This is a genomic window from Moorena sp. SIO1G6 (assembly GCF_010672795.1).
GTDB lineage: Bacteria > Cyanobacteriota > Cyanobacteriia > Cyanobacteriales > Coleofasciculaceae > Moorena > Moorena producens.
In genome coordinates this window covers 41,403-65,583 of sequence record NZ_JAAHFZ010000013.1, presented here as the reverse complement: position 1 = coordinate 65,583, position 24,181 = coordinate 41,403, and the positions used below count along the sequence as shown (strand labels likewise).

Genomic DNA, 24,181 nt, shown 5'->3' with positions numbered 1-24,181 from the left:
CTACTATTCAGGTAATATAGCTGAATTCAGAATTCAGAATTCAGAATTCAGAATTCTGAATTGAAACTCTTGCCATACTGTAGTTTGAGACTTTTGTCATGTCCTAATTACCCTGGCGAATGCTATAAATAGATTATTATATAGCAATCCTCAATCATTTTTAAAATCACTGGACTTATTAAAAAATAGCTCCAACTCCGGTCCCTTCTGCCTTCTGCCAGCCCCCCTTATTAAGGAGGGGGGATTACTCCTGCCTTAAAGCAGCCCATTTATTTCACGAATCAGATCGGATTGCTATAGTTATTTTATGGTTAATTAACCTATAGATTAGGTATAAGTTTCCTCTCTTGGGATAAATTATTCATTTCTTTAACGTTTGAGTCGGTTAATTAAAGATTCAGTGAAATGACCTTCATCCGGCCACCAAAATCGATAGGATTTAAGGTTATACTAAACTAGCTCTTAGACTGACCCTCTCAGCAGTCAACCGATAAGAGCTATTAGCATGTATAGAGTGATTGGTAGCTACCCACTCCCCTAATCCCTAATCCTGAGCAAAAAGAGGATATCCGTATTGTATAAAACCATCGAAGCCCTCTGCCTCATGGTTTCTTTACACAGTACGATGGCTTTCTGGGGCTTATTCAAGCTACAATGCAAGCTGGCATAATGTTTTTGCTAGCTCACTAGAATTGATTTAGAAGACCACCCCATGATTCACGAAGTTTTCATGCCCGCCCTCAGTTCAACCATGACCGAAGGCAAAATCGTTTCCTGGGAAAAATCTCCCGGAGACAAAGTCGAAAAAGGTGAAACCGTGGTGGTGGTTGAGTCGGATAAGGCTGATATGGACGTTGAGTCCTTCTATGAAGGATATCTGGCCACAATCACGGTATCAGCTGGTGACTCTGCTCCGGTGGGAGCCCCGATTGCTCTGATTGCGGAAACGGAAGCGGAAATTGAAGCAGCTAAACAACAAGCTGCCCAATCTACACCAGCTACTGACACAGCAACGCCTCAGCAAGCAACGGCCTCAACCCCAGAACCGGTACAGACCGCTCCCGCTGCCATTGCTGATACTCCCAGCCGCCGTAATGGACGAATTATTGCTTCTCCCCGAGCTCGTAAACTAGCGAAGGAATTAAGGGTTGATCTGAATACCTTAAGAGGAAGTGGTCCCCATGGCAGGATTGTGGCTGAGGATGTGGAAGCAGCAGCAGGTAAAGTCAGTACTCCCCCAGCACCAGCCACCACCCCAGCAGCACCGCCGACACCGGCTGTAATGCCCACTCCCACCCCAGCAACTATGCCAGCTCCTCTGCCAGCACCTCCTGCGGCTGTACCCCTGGGAGAAGTGGTGCCGTTCAATACCCTGCAAAATGCAGTGGTGCGGAATATGATGGTCAGCCTGCAAGTGCCTACCTTCAGGGTTGGTTACACCATCACTACGGATGAGTTGGATAAGTTATACAAAAAAATCAAGCCTAAGGGTGTTACGATGACAGGGCTGCTGGCTAAGGCAGTAGCGGTTACCTTACAGAAGCATCCCTTGGTCAATGCTAGTTATACCGAACGGGGAATTCAGTATCACAGTTCTATTAATGTAGCTGTGGCTGTGGCAATGGCTGATGGTGGCTTGATTACCCCAGTATTGCGCCATGCGGAGCAGCTGGATATTTATTCTCTGTCTCGCACTTGGAAAGATTTAGTAGACCGTGCCAGAACTAAGCAGTTGCAGCCAGAGGAATATAATTCCGGTACTTTCACCCTATCCAATTTAGGCATGTTTGGTGTAGACCGGTTTGATGCGATTTTGCCCCCAGGACAGGGTTCTATTTTGGCCATTGGTGCATCCCGTCCTACTGTAGTAGCTAGCCCTGACGGCATGATGGGAGTAAAGCGTCAGATGCAAGTGAATATTACCTGTGACCACCGGATTATCTATGGTACTGATGCGGCAGCGTTCTTGCAAGACTTGGCGAAGTTGATTGAAACTGAACCGCAATCGTTAACTCTTTAAACTTATTCGTTTGGGTTAAAGCTAGTTTTTCACGCTTAATCACTAAGAGGGGCGCACAACCAACCGTGCGCCCCTCCCAGTAAAATTGTTCACTATTTCGCTTAACAGTGAGATTTTCGCAGTTTCCGATACTTTTTAGCTACCAAAGTCTACCAATATCAACTTTAGCCCGCCAATGCCAGCTGATTCGAACGCCAGGGGGTATCTCCGCGCTTCACGAAGAAATATTCCTCGTGCGCCATAAAAGTGCGTAAACCAGATCCAATGTCACTACAAAACCCTTGGTTTTCGGGAAATTTATTTAATTGAGACAAGGTGGTGGCACTAAGAACATAGTTAAAGTATAGCAAATTACTTGAGTTTTTGGCAAGCTTTGTGATACTTTTGCCTACTGTCCACTAACCCTCCAGCAGTAAACAAACCACCCAAAGCAATTAGACCAAGCAAAGTAGAGGATTCAGGCACATCTTGTGGGTTCGATAAATGCGGTGGAAGAGAGCCACCGAACGCCAGTTGGTAGTTGCCTGTGTGAGAATACGTGTAATCGTTATTATCGTCAAGGCTGACCAGCCCAGAATCTGTGGCCTCGAAACCATAAAGGTATTGGGTTTTCCCATCGTATTCAACCTTGACAATTTCACTAGCCTGTATACTAGGTGGTAGGAAACCAGCGAAGGCTGGAGGAATTATCTCTGCCAACATATCTCTAGCATTAAAGTGACCTGCTAGCCCAATGGTAATTAGGCCTGTTGTGTCATCTTGGTTGAGGTAGGAAATATTGGGATCGCTAAATCGTTGCAATCCTCCATTGCCGAAAAATTGTCCATACAGAACATTATCTAGACCTGACCCAATCAAAGATACAAGACCGTTTGCAGTTAAGGCATCACTGAACCACTTCTGAGCTAAGGTGATGCCACCAAAATCAGTAGCCCAGTCAGCGAATGTCAGACTGCTCAAGGTGATGTCCTTACCACCGATTTGACCTGTTAGGCTAGTGACATCGTTAGAGAAGAAAAATTGGAAGTTTTCCAGGGTTTCACTGCTGGCAAATAGCTCTACGTTTCCACCAGGGTCACTAGCGTCACCTTGCAAGAGGGTTGACAAACTAGCACCTGGATCTATATAGGTATTCGTACCGTCAGATGCAATCTTGAGGTAGTCACTACCGATTAGGGTCGCTCCTGTGAGGCTTCCAGCAACAGCTGGGGTAGTGGCGATCGCACTGATACCGGCAATAATTGAGGCACCGAGCCACATTTTCATTACTGTGCTTTTCATTGACATGTCTCCCTTCGAGTTAGTTCAGGTTGCTGGCAGGACTTGGTGTCTTTTTTTTAGTATCGGAGTTGGATGTTAGCGATCGCGTTTTTGATGGGGTTTAAGTTATGTTAATCTTTGACATAATCCTGAGTGCGTCAGTTCCTCAGTCCTGAATAGGGCAATATAGCGCTACGCGCAAGGCAAGAGGAATCCCCCCTAACCCCCCGCGCGTAAGGGGGGCTGGCATGCATGCTAAAGTTGACTACAACAGCTTAGGTGCGCTTTCCGGAGAGGAAATCTTGAAGAGGGTCGCCTTATTACAAAAGTTTTAACCAAAGGTGCGCTTTCCGTAGGCGAATTAAATTCGCCACGGGTCGCACCTCTTTTACGTATAGCCAGTAACCCATAAAGGCGACCCTCTTAATGCGGTAACTTCGTTCCCGCATCTAATTATTAAATTCCCCACGGGTCGCACCTTTTTCAAGGTGTATCAATGTCAAACACCTTAATGGGTAGTGCTATAAATTTTCAATCTTGTAGCGATTACCGATTACCGATTACCGATTACCCAAGACCTGATCAGATTATTCACCTGTTCTGGTATCTCATCATGGGGACAGTGTCCTGCTTGTAGATAATATTCCGTTAACTGAGGATAATATTCCCTAAACTTTGCTCCCCGTTCTCTGCTCTTGATCCAAGGATCCCCTTCTCCCCATAGCATCAATAACGGACAAGTCATCTGTTCCAACAACACATCGACTTTTTCCCCTTGGGGTGACTTGAACACGGAGGCAAATACCTGAGCAGCACCAGGATCACAAGAGGGGCGATAAATCTCGTCTACTAACTGTTCCGTTACCGCACCCTGGTCAAGATAAACCTTCTGGAGGGTTTTGCGAATGATTGACGGTCGCCGCAGGTACTGGAATAACAGGAAACTTGCCCAAGGTTGTAGAAAAATTGATTTGGTTACCTGATTGAGAACTTTTTTAACAGGATTGACCTTAGTGGTCGGTTGAGTATCACTAAATGGTCCAGCACTATTGAGCAATACTAAACCTACGGCGGAGCTAGGACGCTGTGCAGCCACACACAAAGCTGAATAACCCCCCAAGGAGTTTCCAGCTAAGACTACTGGTTGACCAATCACCTCTGTAATAAAATCATGCAACTGGTCTCGCCACAAATTGCCACTGTACTCCCGATCTGGTTTAGCAGAACGTCCAAACCCCAACAAGTCAATCACCCAAACTTCAAAATCCTGACTCAATTGAGCAATGTTTTTGCGCCAGTGGTCTGTAGATGCCCCAAATCCGTGAATTAGCAGTAACGGTGGGTATCCTGATGGCTTTTGTCCAGCCTGTACATAATATATAGATTCCCCCCGCCACTGCCAGTAAGTTCCAGGGATGGGAGTATTAGAAGGGGTAGCACTTACCTGGGTAATCACGGTAAACTATTAAGTAATGTTAACTTTTTGATCATAGCGCTCCCTGTCAGTTGTCTGATGTTATAATAATGGCAGTATATAATGGAGAGTTTGTGTAAACATATAAAAGAGAGAGGGAAAAGCTTTGTCAGTCGAAACCATTGAGAAGCGTTCAACAGTTCGTAAACACGCGCCTCGCTATCGCGTATTGCTCCATAATGATGACTTCAACTCTATGGAGTATGTGGTGAAAACCTTGATGGAAACTGTGGCGAGTCTGACTCAACCTCAAGCAGTCAACATTATGATGGAAGCCCATCAATCCGGGCTGGCATTGGTGATTACCTGTGCTCAAGAGCATGCTGAGTTTTATTGCGAAACCCTGAAGAACCGGGGTCTGACTAGTACAATTGAACCTGACGAATAAGGGGCAATAGGAGAGATTCTTCCCTTTCCAAATCTTGAAATTATAAAACGTTTTACACCCAGGCTGGCTAGATTATCCCTATACCCAGCACCATTCAGGTTGGGGATGTTTATACTAGCTTTGCTGTTGCTTTGGTTACCCATAGCAGCACCAATATACTTAATTGGTAGCGACCCAAACTCAGTGACAATCCTGACTATGGGGCTAATGTTCGGGGTATTTCTGTACTTAGTCCGAGTTTGGGGAAGGAAGGTTTATCGCCAGCCAGGACTGTTAAAAAAATATGGTTTGCGGCTAACAGCGCAAAACGCTCTTGAGTTAATCAGAGGACTAGGCCTAGGTCTGTTAATGACTCTTAGTCTGTTTGGATTACAAGGGTGGCTGGGTTGGCTAGCATTCCAAACTCCTCCACTCCCATGGTCACGGCTGATTGTAGAGGGATTAATCAGTGCTTTGGCCATAGGCTTCGCTGAAGAATTGGTGTTTCGGGGTTGGTTGCTTGATGAGTTGCAACGGGATTATAGTTTTAAGACATCACAGTGGATTGGTGCGATCGCATTTGCGCTGCTGCATTTCCTTAAACCAATTCCAGAAATGATTCGCGGCTTACCGAGATTTCCCAGTTTATTGCTGCTAGGGTTAATCCTGATTTGGGCAAAGCGATCAACTCAAGGACGGCTAGGTTTATCGATTGGTCTCCATGCTGGCTTAGTTTGGGGTTATTATATTATTGATGTTGGGCAATTAGTAGTCTATTCAGGCAAGGTTGCTCCCTGGATTACTGGCATTAATCGCGATCCTACTGCTGGGATAATGGGATTGCTATTTCTAGCTTTAGTTGCTTGGTGGATGAAGCGCAATCATCATAGTAATTAGTAATAATTAGTGATTAGTAATAATTAGTGATTAGTGATTGGTATTTAGAGTCCAAAGTGATAATAGTTTAAAAGTCTAAATAGCAAGAGGTGCGACCCGTGGCGAATTAAATTCGCCAAGGTCAAGCGCACCTAAGCGAATTCTGGGCGGTTCTTGATGACTTCTCTATCATCCATGACTTAAGCTTATAGCAAAAATCCCAAACTTGTGTACCTCTCCTATGATGGAAGCAAAAGAGGAGGATAGGAGATAGTAGGTGAGTTTGGCAAGAATTTGGGCGATCGCAGCTAATGGTTTTCGGGAAGTGATACGCGATCGCGTTTTATATCTGATCGGCTTTTTTGCCCTAGCCCTAGGCATAGCTCTGAGGCTGTTACCTGAGATAGCAGCAACCACAGAAGAGAAAATTTTTCTGGATTTGGGTCTAGCTGGGATGGGTATCCTGGGTGTAATCGTGGCGGTATTTGTTGGTACCGGGTTGATTAACAAGGAAATCGAAAAGCGTACTGTCTTAGTGTTAATTCCCAAGCCTCTTAGCCGGGCTGAATTTATCATTGGCAAACACTTAGGGTTATCGGGTGTATTGGCTGTGCTGGTTGTGGCTATGACTGCCATTTATCTGCTGGGCTTACGTGCCTCTAGTATTGAATACCCTGTGGTTAGCATCCTGGTTTCGGTGCTTTACCAATTTCTAGAACTGTCTCTAATCACAGCAGTAGCGCTAATGTTTGGTGTCTTTACTAGTTCACTCCTAGCAACGTTACTTACGTTTGGGATTTATATGATGGGACACTTGAGCCGTGATTTAGTGGAGTTAAGCAAGTTGAGCGAAAACCCTGGCATTGAGCGGATGACCGAAACCCTATACTTGGTTATCCCGGATTTATCACGGCTCAATTTAAAGAATGATGCCGTCTATGGTGTCTTACCCCCGTTCCCAGAACTGTTTTTAAATGGACTTTATGGATTACTGTACATCGTGCTACTTTTAGCGATCGCTATCCTAATCTTCTGGCAACGGGAGTTTTGATTTATAGTGCTACGCTTAGCGTCAGAAGTCAGAAGTCAGAAGTCAGAAGTCAGAAGTCAGAAGTTAGAAGTCAGAAGTCAGAAGTCAGAAGTCAGAAGTCAGCGATTACTTACGTTTCGGAGTTTAGGAGCGATGCAGCGCCTTCACGCGGGGGGTTTCCCCCATGAGCGACTGCATCAAGACAATGTCAAACATCTGAATGCATAGTGCTATATCAAAAGACCTGTCAGCGTTCCCGACAACTACCGCGAAGTTTAATGATAACAAATGGGGCATGATAGTAGATGGGATAATGCTACAAATAGGGAAAATGATTTATCAAAACCATGCTAGAGCAGAAACTCAAGCAATTAAAAACTATATTTGCGGAGATGGAACGGGCTTTGATTGCCTATTCTGGGGGAGTTGATAGCACGCTAGTTGCTAAAATTGCTTACGATGTTTTAAGCGATCGCGTAATAGCGGTCACTGCTGAATCCCCGTCACTATTACCAGAAGAATTAGAAGACGCTCGCATCCAAGCCGCTACCATTGGCATTACCCATGAGGTTGTCCAAACCCATGAGATGGATAATCCCAACTATACCTCTAACCCGGTCAATCGCTGTTATTTTTGCAAAAGTGAACTCCACGACACTCTCAAACCTCTAGCCCTGGAGCGAGGCTATCCTTATGTAGTCGATGGGGTGAATGGGGATGATTTAAGGGACTATCGTCCAGGGATTCAGGCGGCCAAGGAACGAGGTGCGCGATCGCCTTTAGCGGAAGTGGGGGTAACTAAGGCGGAAGTGCGCCAACTCTCGAAACAATTAGGACTGCCGTGGTGGGATAAACCTGCCCAACCTTGTCTGAGTTCTCGCTTTCCCTATGGGGAAATGATTACAGTGGCTAAGTTACAACGGGTAGGACGAGCAGAGATCTATTTACGGAAGTTAGGTTTCTCCAATTTGAGAGTTCGTTCAGAAGGAGATACCGCACGAATTGAGTTACTACCGGAAGAGATTAAGGAATTTGTGGTAACAACAGATTTACCAAAGTTAGTAGCAGAGTTTCAGGAGTTGGGTTTTGTCTATGTGACCCTGGATTTAGAAGGATATCGCAGTGGCAAATTGAATCAAGTTTTGGGCCAGGATGTGATTAGTATGAAAGCTTAATAAGTTTGGCTTTGTGTAAGCTATCAGCTATCAGCTATCAGCTATCAGCTATCAGCTATCAGCTATCAGCTATCAGCCATTCGCGTAGCGTGGCCTTAGGCCAAGGCTGACGGCTGACTGCTGACTGCTGAATGGTTACATTGCTCCAGTAGTTGGTCAAAATTACGACAATATACCAATTGTTGGTAGTCTTGCCATGCTTGTTTGTTATTGTAGGGAATTCTGGTCAATGTTGCTTGTTGAATCTTCTCCATTAATGGACGACGAAGAGATTCATAGTTAAGGAAAGCATTAGCGATTGCTTGGATATTATCAAGATTATTTTTCTGTACAATATTAGCGATTATAGTAGCTACAACCAGAGCATCTTCTAATCCTTGATTAGCCCCTTGAGCCATGAAAGGAGGCATCCCATGGGCGGCATCACCCACTAAGACAACTCTACCTGAACTCCAGGGAGATAGATTGTCTGCACGGTGAATGTAATACGGACGGGATTGCATCTTGACAGGAGGAGATAAAGCCACTAATTGTGTGAGAGCTTTGGGAAAATTAGCGTTCTCCAACTCTCGTAATCCTAAAGCAATCAAGGCACTTCCAGATTTTTCTGTCAACTCCTCCTGGTTTAAAGGAAGATGGAGCAAATACCCAAACTGAGCATTGGAACGGCGAAATAGGAGCATCCGTGGAGATTCCATAGAAGCGGAATCCTCTGAGATTTGATCATTAGTGATGGTGATAATCCGTTCCTGCTGAAAAAATTTGTTTTCAAGCTCTGTGCTTAGCTCTGGGGGAATATCTGTGATTTCCATACAGAATAGGGCGGCAAACCCGGAATAGTCAGGTCGTGCTAAACCACTGTAGGGACTATCATTATAAACAATTCGACGAATGGTAGAGTTGATACCATCTGCAGCAACAACTAGCCTAGCCCGGATTGATTTTTTTTGAAATTGTTGCCCACTATGTTCTGAATTGAAGGAGACTGTATCCTGATCGTTCTGTCTGTTTGACCAATGAGCATAGGGATTTGCTTCTATGGCTGAATCAGAAACAAAATCTAGGCGAACATATCCGGTGTTTCCTTCATCCACTACATTCATACAACGATGATTCGCTTTAACCTGTTCAACGGGAAGTTGCTGTCTTAGAGTGGTCTGTAAATCATACCAAGAAATTGAGACTCGACCCTCTCCATAATCCTTGAACCAATCTTCATAGCTAAGAGGAAAAGAGTGAATTTGCTCTCCCTTCAAATTTTTGTAAACCCATTTTTGATTGGGTTGCACTTTCTGCAAAAACTCCATATCCGTGTTTTTAACGGCTTCGTAAGCAGAAGGCGCTATGTGGTTGAGGGCTTTTAATCCATTGGGCAGAAGATCGATAACCTGACCCACTCGACGAAAGGCACGAGTTTGATCAAGGACTATAAAATTAGAGATACCTCGCTGCTGTAAGCCAATGGCAGTGGCTAATCCCACTGGACCAGCACCAACTACAACAATATCATAAGTGTCGATCATAATTATATTTTTGCGATCGTTTTTGCGATCAGCTTCGCTACTGCTGTTTGGGCAATGCCATTACCCTACCAACTATAGGAATTCTACGACTTGTGAGGTCAAATTTCTGGTTTTTAGGGAGGAGGTAGCAGTGATGCAGCGCGGTCTTGGGGAGGCAGCGCGGTCTTGGGGAGGCAGCGCCTTCACGCGGGGGTTTCCCCCGGAGACGCGCGCCTGATTACGTTGAGCCTTTATGGTTAAAGACGAAACCTTAGGATGGTGGAGCCTTAATGGTTAGTCGGCTATGCGGAAAAGGTTAAAACTTGTTGATTAAGGCTCCACCATCCTTACGGTAACTTTGAGGTAGGCTATGCAGATGCATGGGGTTTAACTTATTGATTAAGGCTCAACTGTCTTACGGTAAATTCAAACCATGAGCGACTGCCGTGGTTCCCCCCGGAGACGAAACCTTAGATAGTGGAGCCTTTATAGTTAGCAGGTTATGCAGAAAAGGGTTAAATATTTGTTAATAAGGCTCCACTATCTTACGGTAACTTCAAACCATGAACGACTGCCGTGGCTTCCCCCACTCGCGCTTTGCATCAAGACGGGAGCAGGGACTGAGGCCGTAGGCCACGCTTGGCCGTAGGCCACGCCAAAGGCGAACGCGAACGGAAGAGGGAAAAGGGAAGAGGGAAGAGGTAAAAAATAATGTGTACCTCATGAGTCCTATGAACGCTATATCCGGGCTGAATGCTAGTTAAGCCAATTTTCTAAATCAGTTATGTTATTGAAATCTAAGAAGTCTTCTCCCAAATTTTCCAACTCTTCAATTGTTAAAATTTCTATTTTGCTAATGGTTTTTTTATCAATTTCCCCAAAACGCTTTTTCAGTTGACGTATTATTAAGGCGATCGCCTCATTTTTTCTACCGATTTCTTCAGCATAAGTTATTTTCCCTCTTTCATCTTGTAATGCCATAGCACGGCGATCGGCAATTTCTAATTCTTCTGGCGTCATACCAGCTTGATTAGCAAGATTTAAAGCTGATTCTATCTCTGATACTTCTCCTAAAGAAGGAGGAATGTTATCGAAACTAGAAGCTTCTTTGATGAAATAAATCCATTTATCGGCTAAAGTTTCTAATTCTGAGAGTCTTTTATGGAATTTCGGTAATTCTATAAATATTAACTGCAATTCCTCTTCCAGACATTCAAACTTTTCTGTTTTTTCTTGAAACACAAATTGATTAATAATTTGCTGAGTTTCGTCAAACAAAATAAAATCCGTAATTGTGACAGCTATAACAGGTTTAAGACGAATATAGTCCTCTGCTGTTTTTAACTGATTAACATATCCTTTCACCATATTATAAAGTACCCGTTTGCTAAAACCAGTCATGGATGATACTTGCATTTCAATTAGGACAATCTCTCCATCCGCTAACACTGCTTTTACATCCAAATAAGTGTCTTTTAAAGTCAACACTTGACCGGGATTATAGGGATTAATAATGGTTAAAGATTGAATGATTGGTTCGCCATCATAAATAATGGCATTTAGAAAACTAATTAATATATTTTTACTTTCTTTGGAACCAAATATTTTTTTGAATACATAATCTATTTTAGGGCTGATAAATCTCATAGTTTTGGCGTTCCTTAATTAAGGAATAAATGCGCGATCATCTGGTTTTATTAAAGCCCCTGTTGCTCCTCGAATTCTGAGGGACTTTGAAAGTTTTGTTACCCCCAGAATTGGGGAAACCATAGCCAGAATCAGCAATGCCCTTAGTATCAAGCACTAGCCGGAAAACTACCACCAATAAAATGAACATCACTGAAGGTTTCGATCCATAGACGAGCACCACAACGCAGTGGGTGATCGGGCTGATAGACAATCCGACATGGACCAAGGATTTCGATCTGGTTGCCATATAGATTGTTGCCGCTTCGTTTTACCGAAATCACTGGCTGACGGTCTTGGGGAGGTTTAGCATTGTTGCTGCCAATCCGATTACGGTTGACATTGATGGTGGCTAAAGCGGGAGGACGACTGGTACGCCATTTGCCCTTTGGTCCACGGGTACCTTTGGTGATTTGTGGTAGGTGCTTGAAAAGAGGAATAATCCAGAATTTGCCACTTTTATAGGCACCCCTGACCCGACCCTTCTCCAGGAGTTGGCGCAATCGTCGAGAAGAAATACCTAATAGAGATGCGGCTTCGGTAGTACCAACGCAGTGGTTCATGTTCGGATTCCCTAACTCTTCCTATAAAAATAGTATAGCAAAAATTTATTCCTGGACGCCTTAATGTAAAGTTATGTAAAGTTTTGCCAAACTGACCGGACAACTAGGGTGAAATAATTTTTCATGATTGATATCTAATCAAACCGGATTTAGTATTACAGCAACCTAGCTCTGCCCTGCAAACCGCTATATGACTACCAACCAATTGTTAGAATCAAACCTTGAATCTCTAATCAATACAGCCGCTCAAAATCATCAGTTGGGTAAATTAGATGAGGCTGAATCTATCTACAGACAGGTAATACAGATTCAGGGGGATTATCAGGGTGAGGAAAAGTCTTTATTGAAGCCCTATAACGTGATAGCCATTGCTAATTTTGCAAGTATATTTGAGGAAAAAAACAAGCTAGAGGAAGCGGTAGCCTTGTACCAACAAGCCTTAACCCTAAAACCTGACTTTGCTGAAGTTCATAACAATTTGGGCAATATCTTCTGGGCAAAAGGAGAGTTAGACAAAGCGGTACAGTATTACCAAGAAGCGATTAAGGTTAAACCTGACTATGCTGTGGCTCATAATAATTTAGGAAATTTGCTTCATAATCAGGGTAAGTTAGGGGAAGCGGTACATTGCTACCAAGAAGCGATTAGGGTTAAACCTGACTATGCTCAGGCTTATTGTAATCTGGGAAATGTACTGCAGGTACAGGGTAAGTTAGATGCGGCACGAGAGTCCTACCAGGAAGCGATTAAGCTTAAAGCAGATTGTTTTCAGGCTCATAACAATTTGGGGACTCTATTCCAAACACAGGGCAAGTTAGATGCTGCAAGAGAGTCTTACCAAGAAGCAATTAGGCTTAAACCTGACTATCCTGACGCTCATAACAATTTGGGAACAATAGTCCAAAAACAGGGCAAGTTAGAGGAAGCGGTACAGTCCTATCAGGAAGCGATTAGGCTGAAACCTGACTTTGCTGAGGTTTATCACAATTTAGGAAATACACTCCACGAACAGTGCAAGCTAGAGGAAGCGCTACAGTCTTACCAGCAAGTATTAAGTATTAACCCTAACTTTGCTGAAGCTAAACTGGCCATGTGCGTGTGTCAGATTCCGATCATTTATTCAAGTCTTGATGAAATCAAGGTAAGGCGAAAGAATTACCAAGCTAGTCTCCAAAAATTAGCGGATAGCTATACAGAGAGCGATACAGAGCTAAGTCCAAGGGAACTGGTAAGTGCTGCTAATGCGGTGGGAGCGTTTCAGCCTTTTTATCTGGCCTATCAAGGGTTAAATAACCGAGAGTTACAGAAAATTTATGGAGAAATGATTTGTCAGATCATGTGGAAGTGCTATCCCCGGTGGATCCATAAAATTCCTCTACCAAATTTAGCGCCTAATGAAAAAGTTCGGATCGGGGTTATTTCGGAATTCTTTTGGGATCATTCTAATTGGAAAATACCGATTAAGGGCTGGGTAGAAAATATAGATAGATCGAATTTTGAACTATTTGGTTATCACACAGGGTTAAAACAGGATAAGGAAACAGCAATAGCGGCGAAATCATTTGTCAAATTTGTTCAAGGTTCTTTGACTATCGAAGAATGGTGTGAGGTAATTACGCAAGATAAATTACACATCCTTATTTTTCCGGAATTCGGGATGTCCCCAACCACAGTGAAGTTGGGTTGTTTAAGACTGGCTCCGATTCAAATGACATCTTGGGGACATCCGGATACTAGTGGGATGCCGACGATTGACTATTACTTGAGTAGTGATTTAATGGAGGCAGAAAATGCTCAAGAGCATTACACTGAGAGGTTAGTCAGATTACCGAATCTCTCTATCCATTACACGCCTTTGGAGATTACACCGGAAGCGATCGCTAAAAAGGACATAGGCTTAGACGATGATGATATTATGTTCTGGTGCTGCCAATCTTTATATAAGTATTTACCTCACTATGATGATGTTTTTCCTAGAATTGCTAAGCAGTTAGAACGGTGTAAGTTTGTATTTATTAAATATGTCAAAAGTGACCATGTTACTGAGATATTTGAGCAGCGTTTAAGGGATGCTTTTCAGGAATTTGGACTCGATTATAAAGACTACTGCATATTTTTACCATTCCTGAATGACACGAGGTTTGCTGGAACGTCAGCGATAGCGGATGTATTCCTGGATAGCATTGGTTGGTCTGGATGTAACTCTAGTTTCGAATCTATTGCCCATAATATTCCGATTGTGACATTCCCAGGAGATTTGATGCGTGGTCGGCATACGATGGCAATTCTAAAAATGATGGGTCTGGAAGAGACAATTGCTTCGAGTAAAGAGGATTATGTGAAAATTGCGGTACGCTTGGGTCAAGATGCTCAATATCGTCAATACATATCTGATCAAGTTGCTGAAAATAAGCATAAGTTATATGGTGACTTAAAACCGGTAAGAGCATTGGAAGATTTTCTATTGAATGTAGTCCATAAACCAAGACAATTTGCGATGGAAACTGTTTCTGAAGCACTACAACTTGCTGTTCAACATCGTCAAGCCAATCGCTTAGACAAAGCTGTACAGGTTTACTATAAGATTTTGGAACAACAGCCTAATCATCCGGAAGCCTTATATGGCTTAGGGGTGCTGGCACAGCAAACAGGTCAGTATGATACTGCCGAGAAGTTGTTCAGAGCTACTGTGGAAGCGGAGCCGAATTCTGTCAAGGGTTGGTTCAGTTTAGGTAATTTGTGCCAAGGTCAAGGTCAGTTGTCTGAGTCGGTGGAGTGTTACCAACGAGTTTTAACAATACAGCCGAACTTAGTACCGGTTTACAACAACCTTGGGTATGCTCTACAACAACAAGGTAATTGGGACGATGCGATCGCTTCCTATCAAAAAGCTTTGGAGATTGAGCCTACCTGCACTGAAGCTGATGTGAATTTGGGCAATGCACTCCACGCTCAAGAGAAGCTTTCCGTAGAAAAACAAGCACACTACGCAGGGTTGAACTATGAGCTAGGGGTTACCCGGCAAAGAGCAGGGGATTTGACTAATGCTGTGGCTTACTATCGCCAAGCGGTGGCGATGCAGTCAGATTTGGTAAGCGCTCATTACAATTTGGGAGTGGTGCTTCAAGACCAAGGTGAGTTTGAAAATGCGATCGCATCTTATCAGAAGGTTCTGGAGCTCAATCCTAGTTATGGGGAAGTCTACTTTAATTTAGGCAGGATTTACCAAACCCAGAAGCAGTTAGAGGAGGCAGCATCTGCTTATCGACAAGGGTTAATGCTAGTCAATCCCCGGTATGGGAAAGTAGTCAATCCTGACAACGGTTCTACAGTATCTCCTGAGACACTAACACCACCGCAGGTAGAACAACCAGACATTACGATCGGGGGATATCAGTTTCCAGGGATTCCGAGGGTATCGGTAAGTGAAGACAAACGACCGTTTTGGACAGTAATTATTCCTTTATATAACCGTACTGACTATCTTCTGGAATGTCTGGCCAGTGTATTGGCTCAATGGCAGGGCGAAGAGGAGATGGAAATTTTGGTTATGGATAATGCCAGCACACCTCCTCTATACGATTTGGTGAATTCGATTGGGGGAGGGGTAGTTCGCTACTACCGCAATCCAGAAAATATCGGTGCCCGACGCAATTTTAATCTTGGTATTGCCCTCAGTCGCGGTCAGTGGATTCATGTGCTTCCTGAAGATGAATATGTTCTTCCAGGTTTTTATTCCCGGTTGAAGAAGAGTCTAGAAACATGTAGTGATTCTGTGGGAGCAGCATTTACGGGTTATGAAAATATCAATGAGAAAGGAAAGATAATTTTCTCCCAACAAGTGTATGGAAAAGATACGGGTATCCATCAAGATTGGCTGTGGAAGATTGGCACTTCCAATGTCTTGAATCCCTGTGCAGTTGTGATTCGTCGCTCTACTCATGAACATCTGGGGTGTTACGATCCGGGGAACACGTATACTCCTGACTGGGAACTTTATAAGCGTATTGCTAGTTTTTATGATTGGTGGTACGAAGGCGATATTTTGGCACGTTACCGTGAGCATGATAATAATATGACTAGCGAACTGATCTTATCTGGAGCTCAAGCAACGTCTATCCGCCAGGGGATTGAAATTTCCGAGAGCTATCTTCCTGCTGAGCATTGTGCCGCAATTACAGCCAACGCTCGTAACCATTACTTTAATTATTGTCTAAACCATATGGTAATTCCCCTAAAGGCTGGGAATCTTTCTGGTGCGTTTCGTCTGCTCCAAGAGGCGCTCAAAATTGATCCGTCTCCTCAAGCTGTAGAGAAATTATTTACTTGGCTAACTAAAGCCGAAGCTGCTCCCTTACGGGATGAGATTGCTTCAAAGTTGCGCTCGATTATGTTGAATCATAATTCAGAGAGTTTTTACTTTGCTTATCCCTAGTTAGATATAGGGTTTTTATCTGGGTTGTGAACACACTTATTGCCTTTACCAAGGGCGACTATGTTCACAACTCTATACAATTACCAATTGATAATTACCAATTAAAAATTAAAAATTTAGGATTACAACAGTGACACAACTTTCTGAAGCACTTCAAGTTGCTCTTCAATATCATCGAGCCAATCGCTTGGTCGAAGCTGAGCAAGTTTATCGTAACATTCTGGCAGGAATACCTAACCAACCAGATGCCTTGTATGGGTTAGGAGTGCTAGCACAACAGGTAGGTAAGTACCAAACTGCTGAGGAGTTTTTCAATACAACCCTGCTTGTGGATCCGGAGTCTTTCAAGGCTTGGTTCAGTTTAGGCAATTTGCGTCAAGCTCAAGGTCAATTGTCAGAAGCAGTGGAAGCTTATCAGCGAGCGTTAGCCCTACAGCCGAACTCGGTAGCGCTTTATAACAACTTTGGCTATGCTCTACAACAACAAGGCAAGTGGGAAAATGCGATCGCATGCTATCAAAAAGCTTTGGAGCTTCAGCCCAACTGTGCTGAAGCTGATGTGAATTTGGGTAATGCTCTCCACGCTCAAGGGCAGCTTTGCCAAGAGAAACACGCCTACTACGCTGCCTTAAATCACGATTTGGGCGTTACTCGGAAAATAGGAGGCGATGTGAAGACTGCGGTGGCCTACTATCGGAATGCGATCGCAATACAGCCAGACTTGGTAAACAGTCATTATACCTTAGGGGTTGCTCTCCAAGAACAAGGCAAATTAGATGATGCGATCGCATCCTATAACAATGTCCTCAAACTCAATCCCAGTAAAACTATAGTCTACACGACTTTAGTGCAGAATAAATTAGCTAGGATTGACCGAGAGCAAAACAAATTAAACAACAAATTAAATCATCAATTAAACGGAGCAGATTCTAAAAAACGATTAAAGATAGCATTTGTCTGTCAACCTTTTGTGATGACATCGTTTCCAAACCCGATGGATTCCATCGGTATTTTGACCTATGAATTCGTGCGTCTTTTAGTTCAAGATGGTGATGTTATTGTCTATACACCAGGAGAACGCTTTCAGACAGCAAGTCATGACGGAGTAGACTATCGATATATTCCCATAGGCCGGGATAAAAAACTGCTAAACTATCTGGAAAAAATTCCAGGATTCCAGAATCAAAAACGTCCTATATTTGGTTCGCAACTCTATTACATGGGATATATTTTACAGGTAGCCAATGACTTGAGAAAACAGAAATTTGATGTTGTTCACATTCACAACTTATCTCAGTTTATTCCAGTGATACGAGCCTTGAACCCAGGAATAAAAATTGCCCTGCACATGCATTGTGAGTGGTTGACCCAACTCGATCACAAAATTCTAGAAAAGCGGCTTAGTAAGGTAGATTTAGTTATTGGTACTAGTGAGTATATCACAGCAGGGATTCGCCAGCGTTTCCCTAAATTTGCCGAGCGCTGTCAGCCGGTTTTTAATGGGGTAAACCTTGATCGCTTCATGAATTTCTATGTCAGCCATAATCAGCAAAATGGCAGCACCAACAATCCTGCCAAACGATTACTATACGTGGGGAGAGTATCTCCAGAAAAAGGCTCCCATGTCTTATTAGAAGCTTTTAAAAAAGTGCTCGAGCGCTGCCCTGAAACCAAACTTGATCTCGTTGGTCCTGTAGGTGCATTACCCTACGACTATCTTGTGGGATTAAGTGATGACTCCAAAGTGGCAGAGTTAACGTCATTCTACGGTGATGAAAGTTGGACAGGTTACCTGAGACGATACCTGTCCGAATTAAATGATCACTTTGGTGCTGATCTAGCCAGCCAAGTATCCTTCACTGGCTCCCTTCCTCAATCTAAGTTAGTCAATTATTATCAGCAGGCAGACATTTTTGTATTTCCGTCAGTATGTCACGAAGCATTTGGGATGCCAATTGTGGAAGCTATGGTCGCAGGTCTTCCCATTATTGCTACCCAAGCTGGTGCTTTTCCCGAGATTGTGGAAGATGGTAAGACAGGTCTGCTGGTTGAACGGAGTAATGCTGATGCTTTGGCAGAGGCCATCTTGCAACTTCTTTCTGACCAAGAACTTAGAACATCCATGGGACAAGCTGGACATCAGCGAGCGGTTGAACTATTTTCTTTCGAGAAAGTTGTTGATGATTTACTTACGCAGTACAAGACTATTCTTTGAGGCGTTACTTAATTGAAGTATGAATGCGCGATCGTTTGGCTTTGCTAAAGCCCCCTAAATCCCCCAAACTCCCAAACTTGGGGGGCTAGGGCGTGTCTTCTTGCCTCGGAGATCCCCCTAAATCCCCCTTAAAAAAGGGGGACTTTGAGTATGGCTCCCCCCTTATTAAGGGGGGCTGGGGGGGATCATAATCTTGCGGAAAACTTTGAAAACACGCCCTAGGGGGGCACAATCATACCCAGAATCAGCAACGCCTTATTTTAAAGCAAAAGACAGAAGTGTTGAACATCCTAACAGGGAATAGTGACAAGTGACAAGTTAAAAATGAGCAATAAATTATCCTTACAAACTCTGGTACGCCAGTTTTATCGTTTTCTAATCCATAGTACTAGAGTTGAGTATGACAGAAAAAATCTAAGACGATCGGCGATTATTTTTTCACCCCATCAGGATGATGAAACCCTTGGCTGTGGTGGAACAATTATCCGTAAAAAGCAAGCTGGAGCCGATGTAAAAATTGTTTTTATGACAGATGGTTGTCAATCTCATGCTCATCTGATTCCAGCAAATCAGGTAAAATCAATACGTGCTAATGAAGCCTTGGCAGCCGCTCAAAAACTTGGTATGCAAGAGCATGATGTAAGCTTCCTGGAATTCAAAGATGGAACATTAGATAAAACCCGAAATTTGGCTATCCAGAACGTCGCACAAATTATTCTTAAGTATCTTCCTGAAGAAATTTTTATTCCCTACTACAACGATGGGGTATCTGACCATAATGCTACCAATGAAATTGTCGTAGCTGCACTCAAAACAATTAAATTTGATGTGACAGTTTATGAGTATCCTATATGGTTCTGGAATCACTGGCCTTGGACAAGGGTGGAAGGGAGTAAACCAAATCTAGTCTCCTTTTTTAAAAAAACCATCATGTCAGGGTTTCGCTTACTGAATGATTTTAGATTATCTGTCTATATTGGTGATGTTTTTGATATCAAACGTACTGCCCTAGACCAACATCAATCTCAAATGAAACAACTAATTAATCATCCACGCTGGCTAACCCTGAGAGATGTGTCAGACGGAGAGTTTTTAGACTGCTTTTTTCAAAACTATGAATTATTTCGTCGTTATAGTTTGAATCATAATTATGAATAGTAGCGATAAATTAGCCAATTTGGCAACTTCATTCAAGATAATCATGGAATCATAAGTAACAAGAGTGTTCAAGACCTTTATCAGTCATATCACTTCTGGATATATGGGACATCATATATCCATTTTATTTTTTGTTTATCTGCTCAATTGGTTAGGGAGTAGGGAGTAGGGAGTAGGGAAGTCATAATTCCCATCAATCCTAGTTTCACATCTTATTTGAAAACCCTATATAAAGAAAGAAGTAACAACATGCAACAATTAAATCCACCAGAAAATTTAGTAAACAAATCCTTCACAGACTCATTCTCAGACAACTGTTGTGCAGGTAAAACCATTGGTACTAAAAGTTCCAGTGGTGCAGTTCGTAAGGGTATAGATGTCGAAAAGCTGATTGGGATTGACAATGGCGCATTACGTCTCCAGCCCCTGCTAAAACCTGCGTGGGGCAGACAGGGCATTGCTTATGGTCCCTACACCCGTACCAATGGACTCGCCTTTGCAGTGTTTCTGAGCAATGGTCATAATACATCCCAGACCGAAAGGATTGAGCCCCTTAAAGAACGACTCCATCGGTGGATGATTGGTCCTGAGACAGATAAACCGGCTAAACGGCTTCTGCGTTGGACTTCCAGTCAGGAAAAAAGCAGGATGCTGCGAAAGCTCCTATGGTGGATTCGTAGTACCTCCAGAATTTCCAGATATTTCAAACCGTTTAAATTGCCCAATATTGATGAGAATCTAGCAGTGGGTTGGTTCCCCAGGGAAGTTCCTGTTGACCCAACTGTAGAGGGAAATGCCTTTATTGTTCATGCCACTGGGACAGAAAATGGAGAGTTGTGGACTCGGTTGGGGGGGTATCTGCTCTCAGCATTTAGGGGCTTACAAAATCTCCAGGTTTATTACATTGTAGTTCTGCGGGAAAAGGGAGCTGCCTATTATGCTGCTTCTGTTCCTAATGCTCATGGTCTTGCCGCTTACCCTAACATGCGTCCCATTGCTATTGATCCTTTCAATGATGATGCCACAGTATATGCTGGTGTATACCAAAGTATTCTGGGACAGAATGGTTTTGAAGTCGATACCCGAATCTATGGCGCTAATGTAGCCCAAATTTCAGACATCGCCACCTGGTACGGTACAGCTCACGCAGCAGATGACCTGATTGGTGATGGTTTGCTAGATGGTGCTGAAGCGGACAAGGGTGGTTTCTGGAGTGTCTCTCAAGGAAGTTATGAGTTAACAGCTGATGGTGCTAGAGCCACTCAACCGGAGAGCCTCGCTATGTTGGAGTGTGCCACACCCTCTGGGCTAATCCATTTGCTGGTGGAAACCTCTACTCAGATAACTGGAGTCCGCATTGTGTGGCGTGTTCAGGATAAAAACCAATTCTGGAGTTTCCTAGCAGACGGGGAGAAATGTCAACTTATGATTCAAGACCATGATAGCTGGGAATGTTTAGCTGTTAGCGATCTATGGTATTTACAACCAAGAGCGATCAACTCTTTACAGATATTGGATGATGGTAAGACCTTTAGCCTGTATCTCAATGGCCGGTTAGTCTTTAACAAGTGGTTTACAGATACCCGCCTGGAAAACGCTACCGGTGTTGGCATTGGTGGGGTTAACCCTAATAATAGTCTGTATTTTCGCTCCTTTGAGGCTCACCCACGCACTATCCCTATTCCTTCTGAACTCGACCTGGGCTCCCCTTGGGTAGTAGAGGGTACCGAAATGGCTATCACTGAAGATTTTGCTGGTGCAGCTAGGGACTTGATGGGAAAAACCACTACTAGTGGTAGCAAAGTCTGGCATCGGAATCTTGGGCTAGGGGTAATTGAGCTGACTGGGAATAGTACAGCCAAAGTCCAAGCTGATGCTAAGCATCCTAATCCAGGTCGCACTGCCTACACCATTGATTGGGATCAGCCAGACATAGCGGATTTACAGGTAGACATTACTCCCCCTGGAACTAGACGAGGACAGGGAGAAAAAGGTCGTGGAGGGTTTATCTTTTGGCAGGATGCTGACAATTATATCATTATCAATAACTGGTTAGATGACTGTTACGGTGGTGCTTCAATGTCTTCCTTTTTCTATCTCAATGGCTTTGAAGAATTATTTGATGCTGTCTGGACAAATGTGGGTAAACGCATTTCCTGGGGTGTCTCCCATCGGCTCCGCATGATTTTTGACGGCATGAATTACATGATCTTCATTAATGATGAACCAGTATTGTATCGTGCCCTAACAGATGTTTATCCAGATGCGGCGCGTCTTAGAATTAACCGAGTTGGGATTGTCGCTAACTGGGAATGGGGAAATGATACAGGAAGTGTATTTCAAAATTTTGTAGCAAAGGTTTAGACTAATGAATTTAAGCAATCAACAGGTAACCCTTAACAATGGAGTAGGTGCAGGACTAAAATTCCATGGGGATGGTTCTAATCCTGATTTTGCACGTGGTACCTATGAACTTCCGCTTCAGAACGCTTTAGCAAGCTGCTTAAACCGTGATCATATCTTCTATGATATCGGTGCCAATATTGGCTTTTTTACTGTTATCGCTGCGAAGCTAGTTGGGCCATCTGGACAGGTTTATGCTTTTGAGCCAGTCCCAAACAATGCTGACATTATTCTACGGAATGTCGAGCTTAATAATTTCTCCAATGTTACTGTTTTCCCACAAGCAGTTTCTGAGTCAACCGGAACTGGAGAATTGTTGCTGGCTCATCATTCAGGGGGAGCGACTTTAGCTACAGCGGGTACACCTCCAGATCTCAGGGGTGAAATGACAGTTGACCTTGTGTCTATTGATGATTTGGTGTCTCAAAAGACTTTGAAACCCCCAACTGTTGTCAAAATTGATGTGGAAGGAGCAGAAATTAATGTTTTAAGGGGGATGATTCAAACTATTAAAGACTATCAGCCCATCCTGATTTATGAAGTAGATGATGGGAATCAAGAGTCCTTCAAACTGAAGAATCAAACCATTGAGATGTTTATTGACTCTCTAGGATATAAAATCATGCCCCTGGAACCAGCTTATCCCAATATTCCTTGGTATGTTGGACATGCGATCGCGTTTTCAAATCTCAACTGAAAATGCTATAAGCGCGTTTGTATCTGGGTTGTAAACACACGAATTGCCGAAAAAGGCAAAAGGCAATAGGCATGCTAGCAATAGGGGAAAGTTGCGTAGGGTGCGTAGGGTGCGTTAGGGGCGGGCTTGCCCTCATGTTCAACCTCGTAGCCAGTGTTGGGGCAGCCCGCCCCGTAACGCACCACCCAAGGGCTAGCGTCATTTTCCGCCTCTTCGCGCTTTGTTGGGACAGCCCGTTTGAAAATTGTAACGGGCAAGATGCCCATTCCACGCCTGATGCCCATTCCACCCACCGGGTCAAACAGCTTTAATGAGATCCACCCCGCCGAATTCTAGGCGAATTCTAAAATATGCTCAGCAGTAATTTGAGCTTGTTCCAGGTGAGGCACATGACCACAGTCTTTAATCCAGATTAATTGAGATTGTGCGATCGGCGAAGCCGCGCCAAAGGCGATCGCATTTTTAAACTTGCTAGCAGCAGCAGTCCCTAAAATTTGGTCATGGTCACCCCATAAAATTAGAGTTGGCTGGCTAATCTGAGCCAGCTTATCCCCAAAATCACCATAACCACCACTTTTGGTAAACGCAATCAAGGCTTGATTCCAACCAGGCATTTCTAGGTGCAATGCAGCACAAATTCGGGCATCTTCAGAGGCCCAACCTTTATCATAGTAAGCGTTTTTACTTATACCTTGCCTTACCTTGGGATTAGCCAAAAATGCTGTGGCTAGGTAGCCTAAGGGCGGAAATAAGAACTTCCCCATCGGGGGAGCCTTGGTGCAGCCAGCACTATCTATTAATACTAACTGTTTAACAACCTGGGGGTAAGTGAGGGTAAAATCAATCGCCGCTGCACCCCCCATAGAAGCACCGACTACAATCACTGGTGTTCTAATCAGGGTTTTCCAGAAATAATAGAGATGGGTTGCGATGGCATTGGGACTAAATGGAGTCCCTGCCATGCGGTCAGTAAACCCAAAACCCAACAAATCCACTGCCCAAGTTTCATTTTCCTGAGCCAGCAGTGGTAGCAAGCGGCGCAATTCCAGCACGGAACTATCAAAGCCATGGAGTAACAGAATTGGTGTGCCACCCTTACCCTGATTAACGTAAGTTGTGGCAATGGCCTGGGGGCTCAGGGGAGTTGAGATAGCTTGACGCTGGATACTTTGAGCAAGGTCAATCGAGGTAGACTCAACTAGCTGCTTGGTATTGGAGGGCAGAAAATCAGGAAACATCAGTTGAATTGCTGTAATCAGAGGACAATCCTGATTCTCCCCCTCACAAGCGCAATTGTGTTAGTCAGTGCTTGTCTTGCAC

General features: G+C 43.7%; 18 protein-coding genes. 11 read left to right on the top strand and 7 right to left on the bottom strand.

What is annotated here, in order from left to right; genetic code table 11:
* Positions 1-712 precede the first annotated feature (712 nt).
* Entirely contained in the window at positions 713-2,020 is a 1,308-nt protein-coding gene (locus F6K63_RS14610) for a dihydrolipoamide acetyltransferase family protein (protein WP_287312507.1), read from the top strand.
* 351 nt (positions 2,021-2,371) lie between these two features.
* Here the strand turns inward: F6K63_RS14610 and F6K63_RS14605 are convergent, their stop codons facing one another.
* Both F6K63_RS14605 and F6K63_RS14600 read right to left on the bottom strand, forming a co-directional pair.
* The gene (locus tag F6K63_RS14605; protein ID WP_287250081.1) at positions 2,372-3,301 is read right to left on the bottom strand and encodes an NF038130 family PEP-CTERM protein; all 930 of its coding nucleotides are present in this window, start codon (positions 3,299-3,301) and stop codon (positions 2,372-2,374) included.
* Between the two features lie 532 nt (positions 3,302-3,833).
* A complete protein-coding gene (locus tag F6K63_RS14600; RefSeq protein ID WP_287312506.1) occupies positions 3,834-4,736 on the bottom strand; it encodes an alpha/beta fold hydrolase in 903 nt (300 codons plus the stop codon).
* 124 nt (positions 4,737-4,860) lie between these two features.
* Between F6K63_RS14600 and clpS the strand changes: the two genes are divergently transcribed.
* The 5 genes from clpS (at position 4,861) to larE (ending at position 8,202) form a co-directional block, all read left to right on the top strand.
* Positions 4,861-5,142 carry an ATP-dependent Clp protease adapter ClpS gene (gene clpS, locus F6K63_RS14595; RefSeq protein ID WP_044495357.1) on the top strand — a complete coding sequence of 94 codons (282 nt, stop codon included), beginning with the start codon at positions 4,861-4,863 and terminating at the stop codon, positions 5,140-5,142.
* A 105-nt stretch (positions 5,143-5,247) separates the two neighbouring features.
* Positions 5,248-6,018 (top strand): CPBP family intramembrane glutamic endopeptidase, encoded by a 771-nt coding sequence (locus F6K63_RS14590; protein ID WP_008190423.1) that lies wholly within the window; start codon positions 5,248-5,250, stop codon positions 6,016-6,018.
* 256 nt (positions 6,019-6,274) lie between these two features.
* The gene (locus F6K63_RS14585; protein ID WP_008190425.1) at positions 6,275-7,048 is read left to right on the top strand and encodes an ABC transporter permease; all 774 of its coding nucleotides are present in this window, start codon (positions 6,275-6,277) and stop codon (positions 7,046-7,048) included.
* A 6-nt stretch (positions 7,049-7,054) separates the two neighbouring features.
* Positions 7,055-7,255 (top strand): hypothetical protein, encoded by a 201-nt coding sequence (locus F6K63_RS14580; RefSeq protein ID WP_287312505.1) that lies wholly within the window; start codon positions 7,055-7,057, stop codon positions 7,253-7,255.
* A 119-nt stretch (positions 7,256-7,374) separates the two neighbouring features.
* Complete coding sequence (gene larE, locus F6K63_RS14575; RefSeq protein ID WP_287312504.1) at positions 7,375-8,202, top strand: ATP-dependent sacrificial sulfur transferase LarE; 828 nt, start codon at positions 7,375-7,377, stop codon at positions 8,200-8,202.
* Between the two features lie 95 nt (positions 8,203-8,297).
* Here larE and F6K63_RS14570 read toward each other — a convergent pair whose 3' ends face one another.
* The 4 genes from F6K63_RS14570 to F6K63_RS14555 form a co-directional block, all read right to left on the bottom strand.
* Positions 8,298-9,725: an FAD-dependent oxidoreductase gene (locus F6K63_RS14570; RefSeq protein ID WP_287312503.1), complete on the bottom strand. Its 1,428-nt coding sequence runs from the start codon at positions 9,723-9,725 to the stop codon at positions 8,298-8,300.
* 535 nt (positions 9,726-10,260) lie between these two features.
* The gene (locus tag F6K63_RS14565; protein ID WP_287312501.1) at positions 10,261-10,428 is read right to left on the bottom strand and encodes a hypothetical protein; all 168 of its coding nucleotides are present in this window, start codon (positions 10,426-10,428) and stop codon (positions 10,261-10,263) included.
* Between the two features lie 32 nt (positions 10,429-10,460).
* Complete coding sequence (locus tag F6K63_RS14560; RefSeq protein WP_008190431.1) at positions 10,461-11,351, bottom strand: Rpn family recombination-promoting nuclease/putative transposase; 891 nt, start codon at positions 11,349-11,351, stop codon at positions 10,461-10,463.
* A 149-nt stretch (positions 11,352-11,500) separates the two neighbouring features.
* A complete protein-coding gene (locus tag F6K63_RS14555) occupies positions 11,501-11,953 on the bottom strand; it encodes a MerR family transcriptional regulator (RefSeq protein WP_287267650.1) in 453 nt (150 codons plus the stop codon).
* A gap of 190 nt (positions 11,954-12,143) precedes the next feature.
* Here F6K63_RS14555 and F6K63_RS14550 point away from each other — a divergent pair, with 190 nt between their 5' ends.
* The 5 genes from F6K63_RS14550 (at position 12,144) to F6K63_RS14530 (ending at position 22,861) form a co-directional block, all read left to right on the top strand.
* Positions 12,144-16,388 carry a tetratricopeptide repeat protein gene (locus tag F6K63_RS14550; RefSeq protein ID WP_287312500.1) on the top strand — a complete coding sequence of 1,415 codons (4,245 nt, stop codon included), beginning with the start codon at positions 12,144-12,146 and terminating at the stop codon, positions 16,386-16,388.
* Between the two features lie 130 nt (positions 16,389-16,518).
* On the top strand, positions 16,519-18,603 hold the full coding sequence (locus tag F6K63_RS14545; protein ID WP_287312499.1) for a glycosyltransferase: 2,085 nt from the start codon (positions 16,519-16,521) through the stop codon (positions 18,601-18,603).
* A 324-nt stretch (positions 18,604-18,927) separates the two neighbouring features.
* Complete coding sequence (locus tag F6K63_RS14540) at positions 18,928-19,761, top strand: PIG-L deacetylase family protein (protein ID WP_287312498.1); 834 nt, start codon at positions 18,928-18,930, stop codon at positions 19,759-19,761.
* A 249-nt stretch (positions 19,762-20,010) separates the two neighbouring features.
* On the top strand, positions 20,011-22,125 hold the full coding sequence (locus F6K63_RS14535; protein ID WP_287312497.1) for a nucleotide-binding protein: 2,115 nt from the start codon (positions 20,011-20,013) through the stop codon (positions 22,123-22,125).
* Between the two features lie 4 nt (positions 22,126-22,129).
* Complete coding sequence (locus F6K63_RS14530; RefSeq protein WP_287312496.1) at positions 22,130-22,861, top strand: FkbM family methyltransferase; 732 nt, start codon at positions 22,130-22,132, stop codon at positions 22,859-22,861.
* A 332-nt stretch (positions 22,862-23,193) separates the two neighbouring features.
* Here F6K63_RS14530 and F6K63_RS14525 read toward each other — a convergent pair whose 3' ends face one another.
* On the bottom strand, positions 23,194-24,099 hold the full coding sequence (locus tag F6K63_RS14525; RefSeq protein WP_287312495.1) for an alpha/beta fold hydrolase: 906 nt from the start codon (positions 24,097-24,099) through the stop codon (positions 23,194-23,196).
* Between the last annotated feature and the right edge of the window lie 82 nt (positions 24,100-24,181).

Coding starts and splice junctions, on each gene's coding strand:
- F6K63_RS14610 (WP_287312507.1), top strand. CDS start 713: ATGATTCACGAAGTTTTCATGCCCGCCCTCAGTTCAACCATGACCGAA.
- F6K63_RS14605 (WP_287250081.1), bottom strand. CDS start 3,301: ATGAAAAGCACAGTAATGAAAATGTGGCTCGGTGCCTCAATTATTGCC.
- F6K63_RS14590 (WP_008190423.1), top strand. CDS start 5,248: ATGTTTATACTAGCTTTGCTGTTGCTTTGGTTACCCATAGCAGCACCA.
- larE (WP_287312504.1), top strand. CDS start 7,375: ATGCTAGAGCAGAAACTCAAGCAATTAAAAACTATATTTGCGGAGATG.
- F6K63_RS14570 (WP_287312503.1), bottom strand. CDS start 9,725: ATGATCGACACTTATGATATTGTTGTAGTTGGTGCTGGTCCAGTGGGA.
- F6K63_RS14565 (WP_287312501.1), bottom strand. CDS start 10,428: ATGAGGTACACATTATTTTTTACCTCTTCCCTCTTCCCTTTTCCCTCT.
- F6K63_RS14560 (WP_008190431.1), bottom strand. CDS start 11,351: ATGAGATTTATCAGCCCTAAAATAGATTATGTATTCAAAAAAATATTT.
- F6K63_RS14555 (WP_287267650.1), bottom strand. CDS start 11,953: ATGAACCACTGCGTTGGTACTACCGAAGCCGCATCTCTATTAGGTATT.
- F6K63_RS14550 (WP_287312500.1), top strand. CDS start 12,144: ATGACTACCAACCAATTGTTAGAATCAAACCTTGAATCTCTAATCAAT.
- F6K63_RS14540 (WP_287312498.1), top strand. CDS start 18,928: ATGAGCAATAAATTATCCTTACAAACTCTGGTACGCCAGTTTTATCGT.
- F6K63_RS14535 (WP_287312497.1), top strand. CDS start 20,011: ATGCAACAATTAAATCCACCAGAAAATTTAGTAAACAAATCCTTCACA.
- F6K63_RS14530 (WP_287312496.1), top strand. CDS start 22,130: ATGAATTTAAGCAATCAACAGGTAACCCTTAACAATGGAGTAGGTGCA.
- F6K63_RS14525 (WP_287312495.1), bottom strand. CDS start 24,099: ATGTTTCCTGATTTTCTGCCCTCCAATACCAAGCAGCTAGTTGAGTCT.